At 58.8% G+C, this 3,982-nt stretch carries 4 protein-coding genes; 2 read left to right on the plus strand and 2 right to left on the minus strand.

Annotated features, from left to right (window positions below; all coding sequences use genetic code 11):
- Both EOL86_12530 and EOL86_12535 read right to left on the minus strand, forming a co-directional pair.
- Nucleotides 1-848, minus strand: an 848-nt coding sequence (locus EOL86_12530; protein ID NCD26401.1) for a CAP domain-containing protein, incomplete at its 3' end; no start/stop codon positions are given.
- A gap of 89 nt (nucleotides 849-937) precedes the next feature.
- Nucleotides 938-1,576, minus strand: a complete 639-nt coding sequence (locus EOL86_12535) for a hypothetical protein (GenBank protein NCD26402.1) — start codon at nucleotides 1,574-1,576, stop codon at nucleotides 938-940.
- A gap of 344 nt (nucleotides 1,577-1,920) precedes the next feature.
- On the opposite strand from EOL86_12535, the gene EOL86_12540 reads away from it, so the two are divergent.
- Together EOL86_12540 and EOL86_12545 are read left to right on the plus strand one after the other, a co-directional pair.
- Nucleotides 1,921-2,376 (plus strand): hypothetical protein, encoded by a 456-nt coding sequence (locus EOL86_12540; protein ID NCD26403.1) that lies wholly within the window; start codon nucleotides 1,921-1,923, stop codon nucleotides 2,374-2,376.
- A 538-nt stretch (nucleotides 2,377-2,914) separates the two neighbouring features.
- Entirely contained in the window at nucleotides 2,915-3,649 is a 735-nt protein-coding gene (locus EOL86_12545) for a class I SAM-dependent methyltransferase (protein ID NCD26404.1), read from the plus strand.
- The last annotated feature ends 333 nt before the right edge of the window (nucleotides 3,650-3,982 follow it).

Raw genomic sequence — 3,982 nt, forward strand, 5'->3', positions numbered from 1 at the left:
GCCACCGTTCGCGGCGGCGACGGCGCTGGATTGAAATCGCCGATCACCCAGATCGCGGCGGAACCGCCGTAGCCCCCCTGCTGGCGCACGCCGCCGTTGCCCATCTCCCGCGCACGGGAATACAGCAGCCAACGGCGATGGCCCACCGGCAAATTGTTCGCGCCGGAATCCTGGACTTGGCCATCGATGGCCAGCGGGCCGGTGTAGTCGTACGACCCCCACGACAGATTGGCCGAACTGGCCGCATCGTAGGCGTCTTGGCTCCAGCAAAACCAATTGCTCGGAGGCGTGTGGGACAGGCTGTTGTTGCGGGACATGACCAACGCCGCCTTTTGGCACTTAGCGTTCTTTGTCGGATTGAACGCGATATCCGCGTTCAACCCCGCCATCGCCCGGAAATAGTTGATGCGCCGCAAGACGTCGTCGTGGTAAGCCGGCGCGACGCTCCCCGCTAGGCAGTTCGCCGTGTCGCCGTTCCAACCCATGCGGTCCAGGAACCCTTCGGACGCCCCATAAACGGCATGATAAAAGGCCAGCGCCTCGTAGCGCGACCCGGCGTTGACCGACAACCCGCTCACCCCTTTCTTCACGGGTTCAACCCGGTCGGCCCGCTCCGGGGGCACCGTCAAGGCCTCGACTTGTTCCGGCGTGAGGGCAATCGCGGAGTGCATTACAACCGCATCCGCGGCAACCACCGGCCGGACTTGCATAGCCCCGGCGCACAAGCCCACGGCCGGAATCCAGGCAAGCCATCCGCCGCACGGCTTCATATTGCCGTCTTCGCGCTGGATTGAACCGGACCATCCGGGGGCGGGACGTTTTTCCGCACGATTCCAGTTGAGAAACATTCCGCCATCTGCTTCCGCCTTTCGATCCAAGGGCCTCCGCCTATTCGACCTTCAAACGATAGATCCACGATCCGGGAGCATTCACCCGTTTACGGCCCCGGGTTAAGGAATATTTCCGCCTGAACGGCCGAAAGCAGCTGCTGCTTCTGCTCATCGCTCAACAATGCCGTTTCGGCTCCCAACGGTTCTTTCCACTCAAAAGCCCTGGGATCGTTGTTGTGATCGATTGCGTTCTGGTCCCATTGAATTACCGGAAACCCCGGATGGAGGGCGTTGTCCAGCCGGACTTCGCCACCGGCAAAGGCCAGGATATTGTGAACATAGAAATCATGGCCGAATCCATCCCGGCACCCGGCCAGTCCTTCGTCGGCGGTGTGGATGAAGCAGGGCTTGCCGTCCAGCGTCACGTAATTCTCCGGGTGGGCATAGGCCGTTGCGATCATGGCCGACCGATACCCTTCTCCGACGGACAGGAGAAACGCGATTTGCTGCCCGCCGGCCGCCCGGCCGCAGCCCCCGTTCCATTGCGTGATCATGAAATCCATGATTCCATCCATGTTCAAATCGGCGGATTCCACGCCGATGAACCAACGGCCGGCCGTCGTCCCGGGCAGCCGGGAAGCACGGACCACCCCGTCGATCTGCAGTTCAGCCGACAACATCTCGGCGCCCGTATTGCGCAGCCGCAACACGACGTTCTGGCCATCGACCCGATCCCGAAAAACCATGGATTCCACTCCGGTCGCTTCATCTTCCATCTCACGGATACCGGCCGGAAACTCGTGAACGGCTATGGGAACCGGCCGTGCATCCGCCGGAAAGAGATTGAGATCGTTGTTGGGAAACGCCAGAGCCGTGAGCGCATTGAAACACAGCGGCCACGTACAGACTAAAGACACGCAAAACGGTTTGGTTATTATCATGATGTAGCACGATATTGACTTCCGCTCAAAATGCCAAGCCTGTCGTGTATTCATGATATTGACATTCCACTTTGACATTCTGTTGAGGATGGCATGGCGTTTGTCTACATTATGGGCATATGGAAAAGAACATGCGGACGGGAGATGGCATGAAGTCAAAAACCTTGATGAGGCCGGCCATTGGGGGTTGCCTAGCTGCCCTGATGGTTTCATGCGCCACCCCGGCGCTTTGGGATGCCACCGATCCAGACCAATGGGTCAAGGCCGATAATACCGCCGTCGGCACCAACGATCTGGCTGCCCGGGGAGTGGAATACCGCTACCACGAAGCCACCGGCGACATCTACATCCCGAAAAGCCAATTGCACAAGCTGGGCGATTACACTCTTCGTGCGCTCGCCACCCCCATCACCGTCACGCTGGACGCCGTCGGCATGACGACGATTGTATGCGGGGCCGTGCTCGCCGGAGCTGCTTTGGATTCCGCCACCTCGAGCCCCACGGACCCGTGGGGCAGACCCATCGACGAAGCGACAGGCAGCCCCGTGCCGGGTCAACGCCCTATCCGGGGCAATCGCCCGTGGTACAACGACGAGGATTATTAACGCCGGAACTCCATCCGTCATTCATTGTCCGAGCGCTACGCCAGTCCCACCACCCTTCATCGTCCAGCCAAGACAATCGGTAAACCGTTTGGGAGGTTGTCGCGCCGCTGACACGGACCTGCGTCTCCGGTTAGGTGGTCTTCGTTTCTGCCGATGGCTGGTGCGCCGGACTGGCCAAGGCCGCGCGGACCCCGCCGGGTTGGGTCTTCGGACTGGTCTGAACGGTCCCCTGCACCGTGATGGCGGTAGCCGTCTGGCGCGTATGGCGCACGGAGGCCGGACACGGCAGAAGAAGGCGCTGGGATTGTTTCTTCTCCCGTGGGTGCTCACCTCCTGAAGATTGGGGGCATCTGCGATTCTGTGCATCGTCCCATGTTATAGGGCGAAAAGACAGCCGCACGCTAAAGCGTGGACTACATACAGGGCCCGTTCGTTGTCCAGCATTCAGGCTGAAATCTTGCACCTAATCGCAGATACGCCCCCCAAAAGACCCGCCAGGTTGCTTTCTCATTCAGGGTTCCTTAGTATCATTCGCGTTATGGCTAACCCAAAAACCAAACAATGGTTTCATGACTTTTTCGCAGACTGCTGGTTTGGCCCAAACCACGTTTTGCTGCACCACGTGGACTTCGTCTGGCAGGCCCTGAAGCTCCGCAAGGGGACGCCCGTTCTCGACATTCCCTGCGGCGATGGCCAAATGGCCATCCAGTTGGCCCGGCGCGGGTGCACAGTGACGGGCATCGATCAGCAGCCGCTGTTCATCCATAAGGCAAAAAGACGATTCATGAAAGAAGGGCTTCCCGGCGTATTCCGGCGCGAAGACATGCGCAGCCTTTCCGAAGTCGGTCGATATGGCGCCGTCTGCAACTGGTTCAATAGCTTTGGATACTTTTCCGAAAAAGAAAACCTGGAGACCCTGCGCCTGTTCGCCCGCGCACTGAAACCGGGCGGACGGCTTCTCATTACCCAAAACAACCGCGCCGCCTATCTGCGAAAATACGCAAAAGCCAACAACGCCGTCTTTGAAGACGGCGTCATTCGCAAGCAAATCATTTGGGACGATCAAGCCAAGCGCTTCAGGAGCACGTTCACAAGGGCTAAAAATGGGGCCACCCAGACATGCCAAATCGATCATCGCCTGTATTCTCGCCGCGAGTTCGAGAAAATGTTTCAGGCCGCAGGGCTCGAAATCGACAACATCTATGGCAACGTCGATTTCTCCCCGTACAATCAGGCAAGCCATCGCATCCTGATGGTTGGCGTTAAACGGTAACCGGACAATCGTCCATGCAAGACAACCGCGATCCACTTGGCTCAGTTTCATTCCCAACTGAGAGTTGATTTCTTGCTTGTTATGGCAGTTGCTTCGTTATCCACGGCCGGAACCATTTCAACTCGAATTTCGTCAACCCTTGCTGGCTGATCAAAGAATAACCAGCCGGTCAGCGTCCCCGATCCCGAATATTGCGGTGCCGATGCGCACGATACTTTGGGGTGCGACTTCCGTTGTAAGCGTCCGAAGAGCTACCGCACTGTTGCAGTGCGGGCGGTCAACCATTCGGCGGGGGTGTAGAGCGGGGCGGTCTGGTTGGTCATGGTGGGCAGG

It is taken from the genome of Deltaproteobacteria bacterium (assembly GCA_009930495.1).
In the GTDB taxonomy this organism is placed as follows: domain Bacteria; phylum Desulfobacterota; class Desulfovibrionia; order Desulfovibrionales; family Desulfomicrobiaceae; genus Desulfomicrobium.

Coding starts and splice junctions, on each gene's coding strand:
- EOL86_12540 (NCD26403.1), top strand. CDS start 1,921: ATGAAGTCAAAAACCTTGATGAGGCCGGCCATTGGGGGTTGCCTAGCT.
- EOL86_12535 (NCD26402.1), bottom strand. CDS start 1,576: ATGGTTTTTCGGGATCGGGTCGATGGCCAGAACGTCGTGTTGCGGCTG.
- EOL86_12545 (NCD26404.1), top strand. CDS start 2,915: ATGGCTAACCCAAAAACCAAACAATGGTTTCATGACTTTTTCGCAGAC.